We start from the raw sequence: 19,467 nt of genomic DNA, 5'->3' as shown, positions 1-19,467 counted from the left end.
CTTTCTGTGGTCAGTCGTCCTGTCCGAGCTCAGTTGCCCAGGGCTGCGGCGATGAGCTCGGTACGCGAGGTGTGGCCGAGGCGGTGGAGGACCTCGGAGACGTAGATGCGCACGGTGTTCTCCGAGATGCCGAGCTTGCGGGCGATGCGCCGGTTGGTCAGTCCCTCCAGGAGGCAGGTGTAGACGTCCTGAAGCCGGGGCGGGAGCTCGTGGACCAGCTCCTGGATACGGGCCTCGGCGACGGCTCGACGCTGCTCGGACTGGTAGGCGTTGACGAGCATCCTCGTGGGGCGTGAGGACATGACCGGTTCCCCGCGGCTGGCGCGCAGGAGCGCGGCGGCGACGTTCTCCGTGCTCTCATCCTTGGTGATGAAGCCGTTGACGCCCTCGGCCAGGGCCTCGGTGAGCATCTCGTCGCGGCTGAAGACGGTGAACATGACAATGGGCATCCTGGGGAAGCGCTCATAAATCGCTCTGGCGGTCTGAGCCCCGTCCATATCCGGCATATCGCTGTCCAGCAGGACGACGTCGATCGGCTGCTGCCCGGTCATGAGCAGGCTGATGGCCTGCCTTCCGCTGGAGGCCGCGGCAACGACGGTAATGGCCCGCTGAATGTCGAGCTGCTCGGCGAAGGTGGTGCGGATGAGCGGGTCGTCATCGACAATGAGGACCCGCAGGGAACGCAGACTGTGACTAGGCATAAATGGCTCCGTCCGGCGGCGACATGAGGGATCTTGCATTAGTGGTCGGTGTGGCGATCTCACTCCAGGGAAGGCTGGCAAGAACGGTCCAGGAGGCTCCGATCCGGTTGGAGCTCAGTGTGCCTCCGGCGTTCTCGAAGCGATTCTGAAGTGCTAATAAACCGTACCCGCCGTGCATCTCCTCGGGCACCTTCTGCTCCCTCCACGGTGAGCTGCAGCTGATGTAGAGCATGTCCTGCTCCTGCTCCACGAACAGGGAGACCAGATCGTGCGGGGCGTTGTACTTGAGGGCGTTGAGGATGTTCTCGCGGATGAAGGCGACCAGGAGCCGGCCGGGCTCGGAGCGGTGCAGAGCCGGAATGTCCTCAATGCCGTCCAGGTCGGCGTCGAGGACGATCTCTCGCTGGGACAGTGTGGAGACGCTGGAGTCGACAATCTCCCGAAGGGTGGGCTCCTCCTTGGGCAGTCCCTGGGAGACGGCGAGGTTGTGGATGAGTAGACGCAGATGGGCAAGGGCCTGCTGGGTCCGGTCCTGTAGATCCAGCAGGCGGTCGCGGTCGTCTCCATTGGGGAGACTGATGGAGCGCGAGATAATGAGCATGCGAGTGAGATCGGCGGCCAGGTCGTCGTGGAGGCTGTCCGCAATGTCGCGGCGCAGCTGCTGAATGAGCTCGGCGGCGACCTCCTTGGAGTGCTCCGCCTCCCGCTGCATCTCCTCGAGGCGCTCTCTTGTGTTGCGGATCAGGATGCCAATGGAGGCGGAGGTTATTCCCCAAACAACTGTCCAAAATGCCGTTGGAAGAAATGGTATTCCCGAAATTAGTTGAACTAAGAGAAATAAGAGGATCTGAATAAATGCCAGGCGTGCTTTGCTTGCAGCCAGGAGGTCGGTGATGATGATGTAGACGAAGAACCAGGCCCAGATTGGCTGCACTCCCGGTAGGCAAAAGGTGAGTGTGAGTGCGATGCAGTACGGTGTTACTCCGATGCGCCGATCTTTCGTGTAGGCATATGGGATAAAGCAGAGTACCTGGACGGCTTCCCAGAAAACGGATGAGTTTAAGCTGTTTCTGTAAGTTAAGTATGCGATGGTGTCGACAAGAATGACGGGTATGATGGTCAACATAAGGATAGTTCGTCTCAGGTGCGGCAGGAAGTCGTGGAGCCGCATCCAGAGTGTCGAGAGAAAACTATCGTTATGCATTGTCCTTGAAGGTCAGGGGTGGAGTTGTGGAGGTGATTTGTTTTGTGTTCTGCGCCTAATGTCGAGAAAATGCTGCCACCCCTAAGGCGTGATGCTTAGGGGTGGTCAGGGGGTGGGTTCAATCAGCTGTACCACCGGTTGTTCTTCCTGTCACACCACGGGGAGGGTGGGAAGATGCACCAGTCTCGGAACGGCTTGCCGAAGGCGCTCGCTGAGTCGTCCTGTCGTGCGGGGCTGGCGGCCGGTGCGGCGTTTGCGGGTACGGCGAAGCCCGCCAGGAGGAGGGCGACGAGAGAGACTCGAGCAACAGTTTTCATCAAGGAAACTCCTGTCCAGGGGAGGTGTCAAAGGACAATTTATCCTACCATTCTTGTAGTTCGTGACAAGTATGTATCTTCGACGCCTTGAATGGTTCGGTGCTCAACAAAAGATGCCGTAAGGAGTCGTGAAGTACTTCCCGGGTCACTCGGTCGGCGGCCAGGGTGTTCAGAGCAGTCGGCAGGCCCCCGTCCCCGGCCTGGTCACGATCGTGGAGGAGTGCTCGGCCTCCTGCTCGCGGTCCCGATAGGCCTGGAGCCACTGTGAGGCGAAGTCCTCGGCATCGTCGGTCGGAACGAGGGCGTACACCGACCCGCCCCACCCGGCTCCGAAGGAGGAGGCACCGACGGCTCCCATCTCCCGGGCCAGGGACACCATGAGGCGGGTCTGCGGCACCTGGTTGCGCAGGCCCTGGTCGGCCAGCTCCTGGGAGCGCTGGAGGACGTCGCCGACGCCGGGATCGGCCGCGGTGATCAGCCGGGCGCCGGCCGGGACCAGCACGAGGGACTCGATGAGGAACTGCTCGATCCGCTTCCGCTCGTAGCCGGGCTCGCACAGCCCCAGCAGATCCTGCAGCACGGGGTCTGCGGCCGCCTGCTCGCCGGTGGCGTCCCCGACCAGGTGCCTGACCGCACCGGCCAGGGAGACGTCGGCGCGTCCGGTGGCCTGGTTCCACCTGGACAGCACCGACTGGACGGTACTCGGCCCGCGGTTGTAGTCCTCCAGGGTCGCGCCGGTCTTGTGCGCCAGCACCCCGCTCACGCCGATGACGACGGCCCACTGGGCGGGGAAGGAGATGGTCTGCTCGATGTGCATCGGGTCGAAGCCGGCCAGGAGCAGCCGGTCCCGGGCGCCGCACAGCATGCCGGTGTGGTCCTCGCTCCCGCCGCGGGTGCCCACCCCGCTGGTCCCCGGCAGGTCGCGCCAGCTGCGCCCGCCCTCCACGGCGGCGAGGTAGCCGGCCAGGGACAGCCGGTCGGGCATCGCCTCGTTCCACCGGGGAGCCCGGCTCCAGCCATTGAGATCGGCCAGGGCCAGGGCCGTGGCGCACACGAGCGCGGAGGATGAGCTCATCCCAGAGGCCGGCGGCAGGTCGGAGGAGATGGATAGGTGGGCCGCGGCACCGGCCCCGAAGTTGAGGGTCAGCCGGTCCAGGACCGTCTGAAGGTAGTGCCCCCAGTGGCCCGGTTCCAGGCCGGGGTCCACCCCGGCGCGCAGGGTGATGGGGTCGCCGTCGTCGGTGGTGGCGGTCAGGGACGACTGCGGTCCTCGGGCGCGGTGCGCACGCGCCGTGATGGCCCGGTCGACGGCGCCGACCAGGACCGAGCCGCCGGCGTAGTCGGTGTGCTTGCCCAGGACCTCGACGCGTCCGGGTACCCGCCAGGCGGACTCCTCGGGCGCCTCACTCATCACCTGGCACTCTTCCTGGCTCACAGCGATACCTCCATTCCGGTCAGGCGGGCCTCGACCTCGGCGATGTCCTCGCGGCGGGACAGGTCCAGGACCGCGCCGGTGGCCGGCAGGACCGACACCGGGCAGCGCAGGGCGCGCACGGCGTCGACGATCTCCAGCTCGCCGCGCGGTGAGGGGGTGATCCGGCGGCAGGCGGCGAAGATCTCACTGGTGAATCCGAAGGCGTTCATCGACACCAGTGCGTGCGGCCCGGCGGCCCGGACCGCCTCAGGTGAGGGCTTCTCCATGATCTCCGCCAGCAACCCGTCACGGGCGCGCACCAGTGCGAAGGCGGCGACCCTCTCCGCGGGGATGTTGGAGTCCGCCACGAGCGCTGCGCGGTCGAAGCCGGCCAGGGCGGTGCCCCGGTGGCGGGCCAGGTCGCGCAGGGCCCGGTGGGGGTAGTAGTTGTCCCCGTTGACCATGAGGAAGGGCTCACCGTCCACGGCCGCCTCGGCGGACAGGACGGCGTCGGCCGTTCCCAGGGGCTCTCTCTGGACGGCCAGGTCGATCGTGAGCCGCGTGAGCCTCAAGGAGTCGATGTGACGGCGGAAGTCCTCGTGCTCGGGCCCGACGACCAGGACGGCCCGCTCGATCCCGGCGTCGGCCAGGGCCGCCAGGCTGTAGTCGATGAGCCGGTGCCCGCCGATGGGCATGAGGGCCTTGTAACCGCTGGCGGCGGCTACGGCCTGCTGGGAGGTCAGGTCGGAGCCGGCCGGGCTGGCCGCCCGCATGCGGGTTCCCAGGCCCCGGGCCAGGACGACGGCGGTGCGGGTCTGGCCTGCTGCGTCAGTCATGTGGATCCTCTTCTCCTGCTCGTCTCAGGTGTCCAGACCGTCGTGGCTCGCGACGGCGACGTCGTGCCACCCCGGGGTGGAGGAGTAGCGCACGGTGCTGCTCGATCTGCCGACGTTGCCGGACAGATCGGGCTTCTCCTCGATGAGCAGTCCCCGTGAGCACAACCCGGCCACCAGGGTCGACACCGTCGCCTTGGACAGTTCTGTCTCGCGGGCCAGGCGGGTGCGTGACAGGGCGGGGCTCGTCTGAAGGCGGCGCAGAATGAGTGACATGTTTGAGCTGCGCACGTCGGCGTGAGCCTTGGGGCCCTGCGCTCGCGGGGAACTGGGGGATCCCCAGGGGCCCGGGCTGTCCACCGGGATCCATCCTGCAGCCGGCACGCCAGCCTCCTCCCGCATTGGCACTCTGCTGGCCTTCTGGGCCGTGGTCGCGCCTCTCAAGCCTAGTGATGCGGGCTGCTCTCGGGGGCCGCGCGGGGTGGGTGGTCCGTGGTGTCGGTGATACTCCCGTCTCCGTCCTCCGGCGGAACGTCAGTGCGGGGGAGGCGGGCCGCAAACCGCCTGCTGTCCCGGCTCCGAGTACAACCCGGACGATAATGTGATGTTCTTCACTTTGGTTGGGGTCGCGGGGGTCCGGTTGCAGATGTGCGAGTAATTGGTTATGTGACCTTCCTGTGATGTTGATGAAGGTGGTTCATGTGAGCCCTCGTTATCCGTAGTCTTTCCAATCGTTTCTAGGGTTGCGGGCGGCGAGGATCGCTTCGGCGGGCGCGATGATCCTCATCCTGTTCCCAGGGCGTGTCCTCAACCACGCCCATGCACGTGTCAAGGCCCAAAGACCCGTGAATTCGCGGATTCTGGGGTGCCTTCCGATTGACCGTTTGACTGCATCGCATCACCATAAAACGAGGCTCGCGGCCGTCTTAAGGCCCCGGAAGCGGTTTTCACAACGTCGTCTTCCGGGCCGTGTAGCGGGCAGGTCCAGGAGCTAGATCGTGAGGAGTGCTGTGAAAGTCATTGAAGCCAGTCATGTCTACAAGGTCTTCGGGCGGCGACCGTCCGACGGCGTCAAGAAGCTCAAGGCCGGAAGGACACGGGACGAGCTGAGGAAGTCGGGGCAGACGGCCGCCGTCATCGATACCTCCTTCGACGTCGACAAGGGCGAGATCTTCGTCGTCATGGGTCTGTCGGGCTCCGGCAAGTCCACGCTCATCCGCATGGTCAATGGCCTGCTGCCCATGACCGCGGGCAGCATGACCCTCTACGGGGACGACCTGGCCGACATCTCCAAGCCGAAGCTGCGCGACCTGCGCCGCAAGCGCGTGTCCATGGTCTTCCAGAACTTCGCCCTCCTGCCGCACCGCACGGTGGGTGAGAATGTCGCCTACGGTCTGGAGGTCCAGGGAGTGGGGCGCTCCGAGCGCGAGCGCCGGGCCGAGGAGGCCCTGTCCATGGTGGGCCTGGAGGGCTGGGGCGGCTACAAGCCCGGCGAGCTCTCCGGAGGGATGCGCCAGCGTGTGGGCCTAGCCCGGGCGCTGGCCGCCGAGACCGACATCCTGCTCATGGACGAGGCCTTCTCCGCACTCGACCCGCTGATCCGTCGCGAGATGCAGGACCAGCTCATCGACCTGCAGGGCAAGCTCGGCAAGACGATCCTGTTCATCACCCACGACCTCAACGAGGCCATGCGGCTGGGGGACCGGATCGCGATGATGCGCGACGGGCGCGTCGAGCAGGTCGGTACCGCCGAGGAGATCCTGCGCGACCCCGCCTCCGACTACGTCTCGCGGTTCGTGGCGGACGTCGACCGCACCCGGGTCCTGACGGCGGGCTCGATCGCGGAGCCGCCCTACGCGATCCTGGGCTCGGACCGCAGCCCGCGTGCCGCTCACAAGCTCCTGAGGGAGAACCAGCCCTCATGGCTGCTGGTGCAGAACCGCGACCGCACGCCCTTCGGATACGTCTGGGAGGACGACGTCGCCCGCGCGGTCAAGGAGGGCTCCGACATCCTGCCGCTGTCCACGGTCCACGAGATGCCGGTCGTGTCGCACACGACCCCCGTCAACGAGCTGTTCTCCTACGCCGCGCAGCACGCCGCCCCCATCGTCGTCGTCGACGACGACGGACGGGTCTCCGGCGTCATCCCGCGCGTCACGCTGCTGGCGGCCATCAGTGAGCAGGCCGTCGAGGCCAGCGAGACCAACGAGTCCGAAGGAGCCGACGCCTGATGATTTCCTCACAGACCCCTCTTCCCAAGATCCCTCTGGGCTCCTGGGTCGAGACCTTTATCAACTGGATCCAGACGCATCTGCACGGCTTCCTGGGTCTGATCTCCCAGAGTGGGACCTCGGTCAATGACGCCCTCGTCAACGTCCTGCTGGCCATCCCACCGCTCGTGATGGTGGTGGTCTTCGTCCTGATCGCCTGGCTGGCGAAGTCCTGGAGGCTGGCCGTGGGGACCGCCGTCACCTTCCTGCTCATTATCTCGATGGGCCAGTGGACCAACGCGATGGAGACTCTGGTCCTCGTCACCCTGGCCACGGTCACCGCCCTCATCTTCGCCATCCCCTTGGGGATCTGGGCCGCCCGGAACAAGTACGTCAGCGCGCTGGTCCGCCCGGTCCTCGACCTCATGCAGACCATGCCGGCCTTCGTCTACCTCATTCCCTCGGTGCTGTTCTTCTCCATCGGCGTGGTTCCCGGCATGTTCGCCACGCTCATCTTCGCGATGCCCCCCGGGGTGCGCATGACCGAGCTGGGCATCAAGCAGGTGGATAAGGAGACCGTTGAGGCGGGGCGCTCCTTCGGAGCGACCGACTGGCAGATCCTCAAGGGCATCCAGCTTCCGCTGGCCGTCCCCACGATCATGGCAGGCGTCAACCAGGTCATCATGCTGGCGCTGTCGATGGCCGTCATCGCGGGCATGGTCGGTGCCGACGGTCTCGGGAAGGAGGTCGTCAAGGCGCTCGCGACGATCGATATCGCCAAGGGCACCGAGGCGGGTCTGTCCATCGTGTTCCTGGCGATCTTCCTGGACCGGGTGACCGCGGCCCTCGGGGCACCGCGGGAGGAGGGCTCGCTGCTCTCGATCCTCAAGAAGCGGTGACCCATGACTCGACGACGCTTTTCCGCTCCGCCCTCGCAGGCGGCAGGCGCACACCGAAGGAATGCTATGCAGGCCTCCCGTCGTACCTTCACCACGGCTCTCGCCTCCCTCATGGCAGGAGGTGCGCTCGCCGCCTGCGGCCGAGGCTCGGGTGGCGGTAAGACACTCCGACTCGGCTTCATCCCCTCCTGGAGTGACGGTCTGTCCATGACGCATCTGGTGAAGACCCAGCTCGAGAAGGCCGGGTACCGGATCAAGCTGACTGACCTGAGTGAGGCGGGGCCTCTCTACGCCGGGCTCAGCCAGGGGGCGGTTGACCTCTACCCGTCGGCCTGGCCGGACGTCACTCACAAGGAGTACATGGACAAGTACCGCAAGTACATCGAGGACCTGGGGACCTACTACGACGCCGCCAAGCTGACCTGGGCGGTTCCCTCCTACTCCTCAATGAAATCGATCGAGGACATCAAGCCCCACGCCTCGCAGATCGGCAACAAGATCATCGGTATCGAGCCGGGCGCGGGCCTGACCAAGGTGTCGCAGGAGGACGTCATCCCCGACTACGGCCTGGGGGACATGAAGTTCCTGACCTCCTCCACCACCGGGATGCTGGCAGAGCTCAAGAAGGCGGTCGACGCGAAGAACGAGATCGTCGTCACCCTGTGGCACCCCTTCTGGGCGAACACCACCTATGACATGCGGGACCTGGAGGATCCCAAGGGGGCGCTCGGCAAGGGGGAGGGGCTTCACTTCCTGGGACGAGAGGGATTTGCGCAGGAGTACCCCGAGATCGCGAAGTGGCTCGGCTCCATCAAGATGGATGAGGCCACCTACGGCAGTCTCGAGGACCTTGTCGTCAACACCTACGGCGAGGGAAAAGAGGACGAGGCCGCCACCGCCTGGTCCAAGGAGCACCCGCAGTACGACTTCAAGAAGTCCTGACGTCGGACGGCTGTGAGTCCGTCGCTCAGCCCAGGGCCTGCGAAAGGTGGGTGGGGCGGCGGGCCGCAGGGCGGGCGCGGGTGCGGTCTAGTGCGGAGACAATTCGCGCGGCCGCGACCAGCGCCACCACGACTCGCAGGTCGGGCTCCTACCGGCGCATCCCTTTAGTCATCGATGCGGTTGCCATCCTCGTCGAGGTAGCAGCCCTCGTCGTCGATCGGCCGGAAGGTCATGCGGCCGTCGGCGATCTCCTCGGCGAAGTGATCCCGGGTCATCAGCCGGGTCCGGCGGCCGCGTTCCCTCATCTCCTCGTAGGACAACGGCTTCTTCCACGGCTGTTCCAACGTGCACGTGATGAGCATGAACAGCGCCCACGTGAGAAGAGTCAGGTGAGTGAGGGCGTGCGGTACGAAGACCATGGCCGCCAGTGCTCCGCCGATGGCCGGGCAGATGATGGCGGCCACGGTCCGCTGTGTCGCGTTCATGTCGTTGGTGCGCAGAATGCGCATGGTCAGACGCATTGAGAAGGCGTCGAGCACCTCGCGCACCGCGGTCGCCAGGATGGCGAATCCCGTCACCTGGTCGGAGACGAGTCCGGCGTCGGTGAGGGCGGACCAGACGGCCACGACCGCCCCGAGTGCGATTGCCTCGAGAATGCCCAAACCGATCCGTCCATACACCACGCCCCACAGAGGGACGGCCGGTTTCCAATGCTGATGGTCGGGTACATGAGAAGTGCCGCCGCTCATGTGCTCCTCCTGCTGCCTCTCAGCTCATGGGCGTCATATACCCACCCTAACGGAGGTGCGAGTGGGCGTTGCAGTTGAGGAACGTTGGGACCCGATGCCCCTCGGTGATCACGCCCCTGAGTGACTCAGTGCGATTCGGCTGAGCTCGGGGAGGAACCTGCGGCCGTCGCGGAAATCAGCGGTGACGTACTCCGGCGGGATCGGCTGGGGCTGGTGAATGCGCTCCTGAAGGGCGTCGTAGCCCAGCGAGGTGTCCCACGGCCTCTCGATGAGGGCGACGAAGGCCATGAACGGCAGCCACGTGAGAACCGTCAGCATCGTCGTCGACGCCGGAGCGACGAGCCGGCCGGCCAGGAACCCTGCGACCGCAGGACAGAGCACGGCAACGAGAGTCAGTAGCAGACCGTTTGCGTCTCGGGAGCGCCAAGCCCGCATGATGAGCCGGTGGGCGGAGACGTCGATGACCTCACGCACCGTCACCGCCACCAGGGAGAACAGGACTGCCCGCCCGAATCCCAGACCGGCACCGGTCAGGACGGACCATACGCACACGATGGCGGTCAGCCCGATGACCCCGGGCACTCCGAGGACCAGGCGGCCCAGCACCATCGCGGAGACGGGTGTGACAGGTCTCCAGTGGCCGCCTCCGGTGCCGCCCCGTTCTGTACCACCCTCGCCCATGGCATCCCTTCTGTCCGGTCTGATCCTGCATTCAACCGTTTGACTCATTCTACAAAGCCTGTCGGAGGTGTCTCGCACGATCGACGGCGGTCGGCCGCGGTGCGGGTGTGCCTTGCCGTCATCCCGCCTCACCGTGCCGCGAGGACCTTCATCGCCGCCCCGATCCCACCGTCCTGGCCGGCCTCACGGGCCGCACCTCCTCGAGGAGTCCGCGCCCCTGTGCGAGGTGCCGGTGTGTAGCGGGCTGACCGACGACGTCGGGCGATACCCGTCGAGCACTCGTCGAGGTGGGCCCCGCCACCCTTGTTCCGGTTCCATCATGTTGATTGAAGATCGTGCGTATTCTGTCCCAGTGAGTCCGGACCATCAGCATGCCAGCGGCGAGATCGACATCGCCGCTCTTCATGCGCAGGACTCCACCGGTCTGCTGGACCGGATCGACCGCGCCGTGGTCTGGGACATCCCCCTGGTGACGCCGTTTCGCGGCATCACCCGACGCGATGGCGTCCTGCTCCACGGCCCCGGCGGCTGGGGCGAGGTCGCGCCGTTCTGGGACTACGGGTCGGAGGCCAGTGCGTCATGGCTCGCCTCCGGGCTGTCGCAGGCCCTGGGCAACTCCGTCCTGCCCCGTTACCGCGAGACCATCCCCGTTAACGTGACAGTCCCGGAGGTCGGTGCCCAGGAGGCCGCCGAGACGGTGCGCGCCTGCGGAGCCAGAACCGCCAAGGTCAAGGTCTCCGGCAGCCCGGAGCGGCGCTCCGCCGACCTCGAGCGGCTCGAGGCCGTCCGCTCGGCACTGGGGCGCTCCGGGAAGGTGCGCATCGACGTCAACGGCGCCTGGGACCTGGAGACCGCCCGCGAGAACCTGCCACGGATGGACCGGGCCGCCGGAGGGCTGGAGTACGCCGAGCAGCCCTGCGCCACCGTTTACGACCTGGCCGATCTGCGCCGCGCCGTTGACGTGCCCATCGCCGCGGACGAGTCGATCCGGTTGTCGTCCAACCCGTTGGAGGTCGTCCACCGGCGGGCCGCCGACATCGCCATCCTCAAGATCGCTCCGCTGGGCGGAGTGCACCGGGCCCTGGACATGGCTGAGCGCCTCGGGCTGCCGGCGGTTGTCTCCTCGGCCCTGGACACCTCCGTGGGCATCATGGCCGGCGCCACTCTCGGCTTCAGCCTGCCGGCCCTCGGCCACGCCTGCGGTCTGGGGACCGCGCGCCTGCTGACCCAGGACGTCACCGAGCCCAGCGTCGCCCCTCACGACGGGATGCTGCGCGTCGACGACGCCGCACCGGTCTCCGAGCGTCTCCTGAATGAGGTCAAGGCAGGGCCCTACCTCACCAGGCACTGGCAGACCCGCTTGCTGCACCTGGCCGGCGCCCTGCACGCCCGTCGACAGCGAGAGGCCCGCGACCCGAGCCGGGCCGTGGCCGGGCTGCCGCTGTAGACCTCGCTCGAACCGTGCCGGATCCGCACCGAACTGTGATGAATCGCAGCGCAGCGGATGCGAGGCGCTCTCGTATTCTCGCTCCTGTGACCGACTCCCCGGAGTGCCCGCAGCTCCCTTCCGCCCTGGCCGACGCCCGCAGTCTTGCGGCCGCCCTTCTGGCCGAAGGCGTTCGCGAGGTCGTCCTGTGCCCGGGATCGCGCAGCGCCCCACTGGCGGACGCCCTCGCCGACGCCGCCGACGCTGGTGCCCTGACCCTGCGAGTCGTCCTGGATGAGCGCAGCGCCGGCTTCATCGCGCTGGGCGCCGCTCGTGCCCACGCCCTGACCGGGCACAGCCGGTGCGCCGCCGTCGTCACCACCTCGGGGACGGCTGTTGCCAACCTCCACCCGGCCGTCAGTGAGGCCGACGCCGCCGGGATCCCCCTGCTCGTCATCAGTGCCGACCGGCCCCACGAGCTGGTCGGCACCGGCGCCAGCCAGACCACCGAGCAGACCGGGCTCTTCGCACCGGCCCTGCGTCTGGGCGTCGACCTGCCCGCTGACCTGTCCGCCGACCTCGGGAGATCCGCGGCCGATGCCGCCATCGCCGGGCAGGTGCGCCGCGCCGTCGCCGCCGCTACCGGGGTCCTCAGCCGGGACCCCGGACCGGCCCAGATCAACGCCCGCTTCCGCCCGCCCCTGGCGGTGGACGGTGCGGCTCCGGCCGCTGTGACCACCCCTGTCCCGCCACCGGCCATGGCAGCACAGGCGACCGAGGCGGTGCCCGTCCCCCTGGTCGAAGCCGTCGAGCAGATCGGTGCCCCCTCCGCCGATGCGCAGGGGCGGGGAATCGTCGTCGCCGGTGACTCCGCCTCCCCGGCCGTCGGCGCCCTGGCACGGGCCCTGGCCGAGCACCTCGACTGGCCGCTTCTGGCCGAGCCGACCTCCCAGGCCCGCGGTGGTCCCCAGGCGCTGACCCGCTACGCCGAGCTCCTGGCCACCGGGCCGGGACGCGATCTCGTCGCGCAGGCCGATCACCTCATCGTCGTCGGCCATCCCAGCCTCAGCAGATCGGTCACCGCGCTCCTGGGGCGAGAGGACCTCGACATCACGGTCCTGACCGAGCGGGCCGGGTGGACCGATGTCCCCGGAAGGGCCCGGCGCGTCATCCCCGTCGACGGGCTCGGCGCCCGGACGACTGATGACGCCGCCTTCCGGGCCACCCGGCTGGCCGACTCCCTCACTCTGGTTCGGGCCGACGCCGCCTGGGCTGAGGCCTGGCGCCGCGCCGTGGCGGACCTGCCCGAGCCGGAGCGTCCCGGCAGTACCGACGCCGTCGCGAATGCCGCGGTCGAGGTCGTGTGGGAGGCTGCTCGTCCGGTTGGCGCCCCCATCCTGCTGGTCGGCTCCTCGATGACGGTACGTCGCCTCGACCGCCTCGCCCGCCCCGGTGACCCCGACTGCTCAGCCCCGAAGGCCGTGGCCAACCGCGGTCTGGCGGGAATCGACGGCACCATTGCCACCGGGGTCGGGCTGTGGATGGCGTCGGAGCGGCCGGTGCGAGCCGTCATGGGGGATCTCGCCTTCCTCCACGATGCCATGTCAATGGGGAGGGGGCTCCGTGAGACGGAGCCGGACCTTCAGGTTATCGTTGTCGACGACGGCGGAGGCGCGATCTTCTCCCATCTCGAGTACGCCCGTACCACAGCATCAGATCGGTTCGAACGGCTCTTCGCCGCCCCTCAGCGTGCGAGTATTTCCGCACTGGCCGCCGCCCTGGGGGCTCGTGTCCACGTCCCCGAGGACGTCGCCGCTCTCCGAGCGCTCCTGGCCGAGCCGGTCGAGGGGCTGAGTGTCATTTTATGGACGGTTTCGAGAAAACCGCCTAACGCCCGGACAACATGACCCACGATAGAGATAGACAGTCCTGTGAGCTGACGAGACCGTCACAAACGGTGGCCACCCCGCCTCGAGCCGGCCACCCTCGCTCGGCGAGCTGCGACACAACGGTTATACGATCCACAGCACAGCCTCAGGAAATCATCGGAAACGCCACAGAGCCCTGAGGTTGTCTACCTGCGGACCTGGACAGGGCACACGGCCCGAGGAGGAACACATAGATGAGCGGTTACGACGAGACGCATCCGGAGACCTATCGGCCTACCGAGCCCGACCAGGCGGCGGACGGTAGTCACCCCGGTGTCGACTCCCCGTCCGCTGCACGTCAGGGAGCATCGGCTGAGACGGTCTCTGGAGGCGAAGCCTCGAGTGCGCCCTCGAACGCGTCTGCGGACCAGGCCGGCTACGACGCCCCCTCTCAGGCCTATGACGCCGATCCCTCGCAGCCCGAGTCGGTCTCCGACTCCGTTCCGACCTCGGCCGGGGAGTACACCGGACACACCCAGCAGATACCTGCGGACCAGGCCACGTCGGTGCTCCCCGCGGATCAGCCGACGTCGGTCTACGCGCAGTCTCAGCAACAGCCGTTCCAGCAGTCCTACCAGCAGAACCAGTACCCGCCCTACGTCCCGGAGCAGCCGACGGCGCCCTACAACCAGCCCGCCGCTCAGCCGTCCTACCAGGGGCAGCAGGCGCACCTCGGCTCTCCCTACACGAGCGTTCCGACAACGCCCGGCGGCTACGACGTCCCCCCGTCGGCGCCCGGCAGCGCCGGTGCGGCTGCGGGCGGCTCGCAGACGGGCGCCAGCACCTATGCGCCACTGGGCACTGCGGGAGAGTCCTTCTACGCGACGTCGAGTGCCGCCGGCAGCCAGAGCAGCGGAAGCCGACGTCGAGGACCGGGTTGGTTCGCCCTCGTGGCCTCCGCGGTGGTCGCCTCCCTGCTGGGCGCCGGTGGCGCCGTCGGAGCGGTCAAGTACCTGGACTCCGGCAGCGGGAGCCCCTCTTCGCACACCTCGGCCGCGCCCACCGCGATCGCCACCGGTGACACGACCCAGACCGTCAACAGCACCGGTCAGGCCCCCGACTGGGAGGCGGTCTCGGCCGCGGTGTCCAACGCCGTCGTGTCCATCGCCATCGCTACCAACAACGGCAACGCCCTGGGCTCCGGCGTCATCTTCGACAAGGACGGGCACATCATCACCAACAACCACGTGGTGGCGGGCGCCTCGCAGATCCAGGTGACGCTGGCTGATGGCCGCGTCTACGACGCTGAGACCACCGGCACCGATCCGGCCACCGATCTGGCGGTCATCCAGCTCAAGGACGCCCCCGACAACCTCACCGTCGCCCAGCTCGGCGACTCCGACAAGCTGACCACCGGCCAGGACGTCATGGCCATCGGGAACCCGCTGGGCCTGTCCTCCACCGTCACCACCGGCATCATCTCGGCCCTCGACCGTCCCGTCGTCAACTCTCAGGGCGAGGACGGGACGGGTGGGAGATCCTCGTCCTCGGCGGTCTACACCAACGCCATCCAGATCGACGCCGCCATCAACCCCGGCAACTCTGGTGGGCCCCTGTTCGACGAGAAGGGCCGGGTCATCGGCATCACCAGCTCGATCGCCACCATGGGCAACTCCAGCTCCGGTGAGGGCGGCTCCGGCAGCATCGGCATCGGCTTCGCCATCCCCGTCAAGCTGGCGGACAAGGTCGCCAAGCAGCTCATCGAGTCGGGGGCGGCGACCCACGCCTACCTGGGAGTCAGCCTCGACACCGATGGAGCCACGGCCGACGGCGAAAAGCGAGCCGGTGCCAAGATCACCTCGGTCGAGGGCGGCTCACCCGCTGACAAGGCCGGTCTCAAGAAGGGCGACGTCGTCATCGCCATCGACGGCAAGACCACGTCCCAGGGCTCGGCGCTGACCGGCTACGTGCGCCAGTACTCCGCCAACGACAAGGTCAAGCTCACAGTCATCCGCGACTCCAAGAAGCAGGACATCGAAGTGACCCTGGCCGAGCGCAAGGACTCCTGAGGGATCGGGCGTCACCAACGCACGCCGAGTGCCCCCAGCATGGGGCGCATCTTGGCGATCGTCTCCGCCAGCTCGTCGGTCGGATCGGAGTCCGGCATGATGCCGCCGCCCCCGAACACTCTCGTGGGGGAATGCGGTCCGGGGCCGCCGGTGGGCAGCTGGGCGCTGCGCAGCGCGATGCACCACTCGCCCTCGCCGTGCCAGTCGACCCAGCCCACGGGCCCGGCGTAACGCCCCCGGTCCATGGACTCCACCTCCTCGATGAGGCGCGCCGCCGCCGGCGTCGGCGTCCCGCACACCGCGGCCGTCGGGTGCAGCGCGTCCACCAGCGCCAGCGCTCCGGTGTCCCCGGCGACGACCCCGGTGACGTCACTGGCCAGGTGCAGGACGTTGGGCAGCGTCAGGACGAAGCGCGCCGGAGCCTCCACCACTGAGCACAGAGGCTCCAGCGCCGTGATCGCCGAGGCTCGGGCCAGCTCATGCTCCCGGTTGTTCTTCTCCGAGCCCTCCAGCCAGGCCGCCAGGCGGGCCGTGGCCAGCGCGTCCTCGCCGGCGTGCCGGCGGGCCGTACCGGCCAGAACCCTGCTGATGAGGCGCCGATCGCGCAGGCGCAGCAGCAGCTCGGGGCTGGCCCCCACCATCTGGTCCACGGCGAAGGTCCAGGTGGAGGGGTAGTCGGATGCCAGGCGCCGTAGCACCGTGCCGGTGGCCAGCGGCGCCGGCGGGCGGGCCAGGACGTCTCGGGCCAGGACCACCTTGCGGGCGTGCCCTGCGCGCATCCGTTCCTGCGTGCCCGCCACCGCCCGGCACCACTGCTCCTCGCTGAGCGCCCCGGTCTCGACGGCGGTCGTGCCGCCGGAGTCCTTGTCGCTGCCGGTGCGCTCCTGGCCGATCGCCGCGCGCGCCTCGACCACAAGCGCCTTGATGAGCGCCTCGGGATCCGGGTGCTCCGGCTCGGCCTCTCCCGAGGGGGCGGGCACCACGGTCGTCAGCCAGACGCCCTCGTCGTCGAGTCCGATGAGGGCCTTAGGGACGACGAGTACCGAGGGCTGTCGCGAGGCGGGGGAGAAGGAGATCGTGCCCAGGGCCACCGGGCCGGTCCCGGGGCGCACCAGCGCGTCGCGCCACCAGGCCGCGCCAACGGTGGCCCGCCACGCGGCCCGCAGCGCCTCGATGCGCTCCGCACCGTGGGCCTCGATCACCAGGACGCGGCCCAGGCCGATGAGCCCGCGCTCCTCATGGACCCAGGAGCTGACATCCTCACGGCCCGCCAGCAGGTCGATGAGCGCGAGCCCCTCCAGTGCTTCCTCGGGCAGCTCGTGGGTGCGGAAGGACAGCCGCGGCGGCGCGTCCCGGCAGTGATCGGCCCTCACAACTCGCCTCTCAGCGCTCGATCGCGGTGCGCGCGGCATGATCCGGCCGAGTGGCCCGGTGGACGGCAACGATCCCGCCGGAGAGGTTCTTGTAGCCCACGCCCCGCCAGCCGGCCTCGTGCATGAGGCCGGCCAGCTCCCTCTGGTCCGGCCAGGCCAGGATCGACTCGCCCAGGTAGTCATAGGCCTCGGTGTTGGACGAGACCACGCGGGCGGCGGTCGGCAGGGCGCTGCCCAGGTAGAAGCGGTACAGGCGTCGGAAGAGAGGTGAGACCGGGGTGGAGAACTCCGCGATGACGATCCGGCCGCCCGGCACCGTCACCCGGTGCATCTCCGACAGTGCCCGTGCCGTGTCCTGAACATTGCGCAGCCCGTAGGAGATGGTGACGACGTCGAAGCTCTCATCGGCGAAGGGCAGCGCCGTGGCGTCCCCGGCCACGAAGGCGATCTCGGGATGACGGCGCTTGCCCTCCGCCACCATGCCGGTGGAGAAGTCGCAGGCCACGACCTCGGCGCCGTCGGCGGCATACTCCACCGATGAGGTGCCGGTTCCCGCGGCCAGGTCCAGGACCCGCATCCCCGGCCCCGCAGCGACGGCGGCACGCGTCACCTGACGCCACATGTGCACCTGGAACAGGCTCATCACGTCATTGGACAGGTCGTAGCGGCGCGCGACGGCGTCGAACATCCCGGCGACCTCACGCGGGTCCTTGGCAAGGGTGGCTCGAAGGGGGGAAGGGCTCATGGGGAGCATCATCGCAAATCCCGGCCATGGCGCCTCTGCCGGCCTAGGACCCAGGTCCTGTCCGACAGCGTTGAAATTCGTCACTCACTTGCAGCGTAATTACGGGGCGCCGCAACCGTCCGTTGAGGTGGGGACTTTCCTGAACATTGCCGTCACAGCAACGAAAACCTCTGTTCGTCACCTCTGTCGGCGGTCTCGTCATGGAGGTGTCCGCCCCCTGGGTACAGTCGGCACAGGCTCCGCCGAGCGCGGGGCCTGCATTACGGTGCCAACTGTGATGCCTACGACAACGCCCGCCGTACCAGAAGTGCCGAGGAGGGAAGCCCGAGTGACTCAGGCAGCTGCCCAGTCCAGCGCCTCCACGACTGCCGACGTCATCGTCGTCGGGGCAGGCCCGGCCGGATCCTCGGCGGCCTACCACATGGCTACTCTCGGCCTCGACGTCATCCTCCTGGAGAAGCAGGAGCTCGGCCGCGACAAGGTCTGCGGGGACGGCCTGACCCCCTCGGCTGTGCGCGAGCTCGTCTCCATGGGCGTGGACACCTCCGGCTGGCAGCGCAACCGCGGCCTGCGCGTCATCGGCGGCGGTCACCTCCTCCACTTCCCCTGGCCGGAGCAGGCCTCCTTCCCCTCCTACGGGATGGCCCGCCCTCGCGCCCTGCTCGACCGGGACCTGGCCGAGCACGCCGCCGCGGCCGGAGCCCGCCTGCTCACCGGCGTGACCGTCACCGGTCCCGTCACCTCACCGACCGGCCGGGTCACCGGCGTCGAGGCCCGCCCCACCAACCGGGTCGCCTACCCCGGTATCGAGGCCCCCACCACCTTCACCGCCCCGCTGGTCATCGACGCCGGAGGGGTCTCGGCCCGTCTGGCCACCGCCGTCGGGCGCACCAAGAATGAGCGTCGTCCCATGGGTGTGGCCGTGCGCGCCTACTTCCGCTCCCCACGCGCCAAGGACGCCTGGATGGAGTCGCGCCTCGAGCTGTGGGACGGCAAGCCCGGCAAGTCCGATCTCCTGCCCGGCTACGGGTGGATATGGTCCGTGGGGGAGGGGCTGGTCAACGTCGGCCTCGGCTCGGTCTCCTCGCGCGCCTCGGCCACCGCCATCGACTATCGTGCCGTGTTCAACCGCTGGATGGACAACGTCCCGGCCTCCTGGGGCTTCACCAAGGAGAACCAGGTCGGCGGTCTGGTCAGCGCCGCCCTGCCCATGGCCTTCAACCGCAAGCCCCACTACGCCGACGGCCTCATGCTGCTGGGAGACGCCGGCGGCATGGTCTCACCCTTCAACGGCGAGGGCATCGCCCAGGCCCTCCTGTCCGGCCGCCTGGCCGCCCAGGCCGCCGCTCAGGCCGCCGCCCGCTCCACGACCTCGGGCCGTGAGCAGGTCCTGGCCCAGTACCCCAAGGCCCTCAGTGCCGAGATGGGCGGCTACTACACGCTCGGGCGTGTCTTCGTCGCTCTCATCGAGCACCCCGAGGTCATGCGCCTGTGCACCCGCTACGGGCTGCCGCGCAAGCGCCTCATGAAGCTCGTCACCAAGCTCCTGTCCGACGGGTGGGAGCGCCGCGGCGGCGACGGAATCGACCACTTCATCCAGCTCCTGACAAGGATGGTGCCGGAAGCATGAACCCCTACGCCTCCCTGCTCATCATGGCCGCGCTGGCCCTCGTGGTCGCCGTCGGCGGCCTGGCCCTGAGCGCCATCGTCAGCCCCACCCGGCGCAACCGGGTCAAGGTCGCCAACTACGAGTGCGGCATCGACCCCACTCCCGCCAACACCGAGCACGGGCGCTTCCCCGTCTCCTTCTACCTGGTGGGCATGACCTTCATCATCTTCGACGTCGAGGTGGTCTTCCTCTACCCCTGGGCCACGGCCTTCGGACGCCTGGGGTTCTTCGGACTGGGCGCCGCCGTCCTGTTCATCGGCCTCATCACCGTGCCTTACATCCTGGAGTGGCGCCGCGGCGGGCTGGACTGGGACTGAGACGCACGGATCGAGCACGAGGCACCAACAACGGGACCCACGGGCGGCAC

Annotated in this window: 17 protein-coding genes; 8 read left to right on the top strand and 9 right to left on the bottom strand. The window is 68.2% G+C overall.

Going from position 1 to position 19,467, the window contains the following annotated elements:
* Positions 1–29 precede the first annotated feature (29 nt).
* The 5 genes from BKH33_RS02560 to BKH33_RS14040 form a co-directional block, all read right to left on the bottom strand.
* The gene (locus tag BKH33_RS02560) at positions 30–701 is read right to left on the bottom strand and encodes a response regulator (RefSeq protein ID WP_076142503.1); all 672 of its coding nucleotides are present in this window, start codon (positions 699–701) and stop codon (positions 30–32) included.
* The gene (locus BKH33_RS14045; RefSeq protein ID WP_232621515.1) at positions 694–1,413 is read right to left on the bottom strand and encodes a sensor histidine kinase; all 720 of its coding nucleotides are present in this window, start codon (positions 1,411–1,413) and stop codon (positions 694–696) included. Before BKH33_RS14045 ends, BKH33_RS02560 begins: the two co-directional genes overlap by 8 nt.
* A gap of 978 nt (positions 1,414–2,391) precedes the next feature.
* Positions 2,392–3,657, bottom strand: a complete 1,266-nt coding sequence (locus tag BKH33_RS02545) for a galactokinase family protein (RefSeq protein WP_232621514.1) — start codon at positions 3,655–3,657, stop codon at positions 2,392–2,394.
* Positions 3,654–4,472: a nucleotidyltransferase family protein gene (locus BKH33_RS02540; protein ID WP_003782492.1), complete on the bottom strand. Its 819-nt coding sequence runs from the start codon at positions 4,470–4,472 to the stop codon at positions 3,654–3,656. The genes BKH33_RS02545 and BKH33_RS02540 overlap by 4 nt, the downstream gene beginning before the upstream one ends.
* Before the next feature lie 24 nt (positions 4,473–4,496).
* The gene (locus BKH33_RS14040; RefSeq protein ID WP_043539205.1) at positions 4,497–4,853 is read right to left on the bottom strand and encodes a MarR family transcriptional regulator; all 357 of its coding nucleotides are present in this window, start codon (positions 4,851–4,853) and stop codon (positions 4,497–4,499) included.
* Positions 4,854–5,479: 626 nt separating this feature from the next.
* Here BKH33_RS14040 and BKH33_RS02530 point away from each other — a divergent pair.
* The 3 genes from BKH33_RS02530 (at position 5,480) to BKH33_RS02520 (ending at position 8,520) form a co-directional block, all read left to right on the top strand.
* A complete protein-coding gene (locus tag BKH33_RS02530) occupies positions 5,480–6,700 on the top strand; it encodes a quaternary amine ABC transporter ATP-binding protein (protein WP_003782514.1) in 1,221 nt (406 codons plus the stop codon).
* A complete protein-coding gene (locus tag BKH33_RS02525; protein ID WP_003782537.1) occupies positions 6,700–7,578 on the top strand; it encodes an ABC transporter permease in 879 nt (292 codons plus the stop codon). The genes BKH33_RS02530 and BKH33_RS02525 overlap by 1 nt, the downstream gene beginning before the upstream one ends.
* A 66-nt stretch (positions 7,579–7,644) precedes the next feature.
* Positions 7,645–8,520 carry a glycine betaine ABC transporter substrate-binding protein gene (locus tag BKH33_RS02520; protein WP_003782518.1) on the top strand — a complete coding sequence of 292 codons (876 nt, stop codon included), beginning with the start codon at positions 7,645–7,647 and terminating at the stop codon, positions 8,518–8,520.
* 164 nt (positions 8,521–8,684) lie between these two features.
* On the opposite strand, the gene BKH33_RS02515 is transcribed toward BKH33_RS02520, so the two are convergent.
* Both BKH33_RS02515 and BKH33_RS02510 read right to left on the bottom strand, forming a co-directional pair.
* Positions 8,685–9,269, bottom strand: a complete 585-nt coding sequence (locus BKH33_RS02515; RefSeq protein ID WP_043539203.1) for a hypothetical protein — start codon at positions 9,267–9,269, stop codon at positions 8,685–8,687.
* A 108-nt stretch (positions 9,270–9,377) separates the two neighbouring features.
* On the bottom strand, positions 9,378–9,950 hold the full coding sequence (locus tag BKH33_RS02510; protein ID WP_003782529.1) for a hypothetical protein: 573 nt from the start codon (positions 9,948–9,950) through the stop codon (positions 9,378–9,380).
* Between the two features lie 319 nt (positions 9,951–10,269).
* Here BKH33_RS02510 and BKH33_RS02505 point away from each other — a divergent pair, with 319 nt between their 5' ends.
* The 3 genes from BKH33_RS02505 (at position 10,270) to BKH33_RS02495 (ending at position 15,313) form a co-directional block, all read left to right on the top strand.
* Complete coding sequence (locus BKH33_RS02505; protein ID WP_050998504.1) at positions 10,270–11,397, top strand: o-succinylbenzoate synthase; 1,128 nt, start codon at positions 10,270–10,272, stop codon at positions 11,395–11,397.
* A gap of 38 nt (positions 11,398–11,435) precedes the next feature.
* Positions 11,436–13,283: a 2-succinyl-5-enolpyruvyl-6-hydroxy-3-cyclohexene-1-carboxylic-acid synthase gene (gene menD / locus BKH33_RS02500; RefSeq protein WP_050998503.1), complete on the top strand. Its 1,848-nt coding sequence runs from the start codon at positions 11,436–11,438 to the stop codon at positions 13,281–13,283.
* Between the two features lie 215 nt (positions 13,284–13,498).
* Positions 13,499–15,313, top strand: a complete 1,815-nt coding sequence (locus BKH33_RS02495) for a S1C family serine protease (protein ID WP_003782524.1) — start codon at positions 13,499–13,501, stop codon at positions 15,311–15,313.
* A gap of 11 nt (positions 15,314–15,324) precedes the next feature.
* Here BKH33_RS02495 and BKH33_RS02490 read toward each other — a convergent pair whose 3' ends face one another.
* Both BKH33_RS02490 and BKH33_RS02485 read right to left on the bottom strand, forming a co-directional pair.
* Complete coding sequence (locus BKH33_RS02490; protein WP_003782506.1) at positions 15,325–16,686, bottom strand: isochorismate synthase; 1,362 nt, start codon at positions 16,684–16,686, stop codon at positions 15,325–15,327.
* Positions 16,687–16,696: 10 nt separating this feature from the next.
* A complete protein-coding gene (locus tag BKH33_RS02485) occupies positions 16,697–17,431 on the bottom strand; it encodes a demethylmenaquinone methyltransferase (protein WP_050998502.1) in 735 nt (244 codons plus the stop codon).
* A 328-nt stretch (positions 17,432–17,759) separates the two neighbouring features.
* Here BKH33_RS02485 and BKH33_RS02480 point away from each other — a divergent pair, with 328 nt between their 5' ends.
* Positions 17,760–19,061: a geranylgeranyl reductase family protein gene (locus BKH33_RS02480; RefSeq protein ID WP_075416658.1), complete on the top strand. Its 1,302-nt coding sequence runs from the start codon at positions 17,760–17,762 to the stop codon at positions 19,059–19,061.
* A complete protein-coding gene (gene ndhC, locus BKH33_RS02475) occupies positions 19,058–19,417 on the top strand; it encodes an NADH-quinone oxidoreductase subunit A (protein ID WP_003782487.1) in 360 nt (119 codons plus the stop codon). The genes BKH33_RS02480 and ndhC overlap by 4 nt, the downstream gene beginning before the upstream one ends.
* The last annotated feature ends 50 nt before the right edge of the window (positions 19,418–19,467 follow it).

The sequence above is a fragment of the Actinomyces naeslundii genome (assembly GCF_001956585.1).
GTDB classification, from domain to species: Bacteria; Actinomycetota; Actinomycetes; order Actinomycetales; family Actinomycetaceae; genus Actinomyces; species Actinomyces naeslundii.
This window is presented reverse-complemented; position numbering and strand designations above follow the sequence as displayed.